This window comes from Streptomyces sp. ASQP_92, assembly GCF_025399895.1.
In the GTDB taxonomy this organism is placed as follows: domain Bacteria; phylum Actinomycetota; class Actinomycetes; order Streptomycetales; family Streptomycetaceae; genus Streptomyces.
Genome location: NZ_JAODUA010000066.1, coordinates 1 through 446, shown reverse-complemented (window position 1 = coordinate 446; position 446 = coordinate 1). Strand labels below are relative to the sequence as shown.

The following is a 446-nucleotide window of genomic DNA, read 5'->3' as shown; positions in this document are numbered from 1 at the left end:
GTCTTCCCGGTCGGCGTCGACGCGGGCATCTGTGTGCTGCTCGCGCTCGACCTGCTGCTGACCTGGATGCGCATCCCGTTCCCGCTGCTGCGCCAGACGGCCTGGCTGCTCACGGCCGCCACGATCGCCTTCAACGGCGCGGCCGCCTGGCCGGACCCGCTGGGCGTGGGGATGCACGCGGTGATCCCGGTGCTGTTCGTGGTCTCCGTCGAGGCGGCCCGGCACGCGGTCGGGCGGATCGCCGACATCACCGCCGACAAGCACATGGAGGGCGTCCGCCTCACCCGCTGGCTGCTCTCGCCCATCCCCACCTTCCGGCTGTGGCGCCGGATGAAGCTGTGGGAGCTGCGCAGCTACGAGCAGGTCATCAAGCTGGAGCAGGACCGGCTGGTCTACCGCGCCCGCCTCCAGGCGGTCTACGGCCGCGCCTGGCGCCGCAAGGCTCC

The 446-nt window shown here is 72.2% G+C and carries 1 protein-coding gene; it reads left to right on the top strand.

Annotated features, from left to right (window positions below):
- Positions 1-446: DUF2637 domain-containing protein (locus tag N4G70_RS36920; protein WP_261717160.1), on the top strand; the 446-nt coding region annotated here is incomplete at both ends.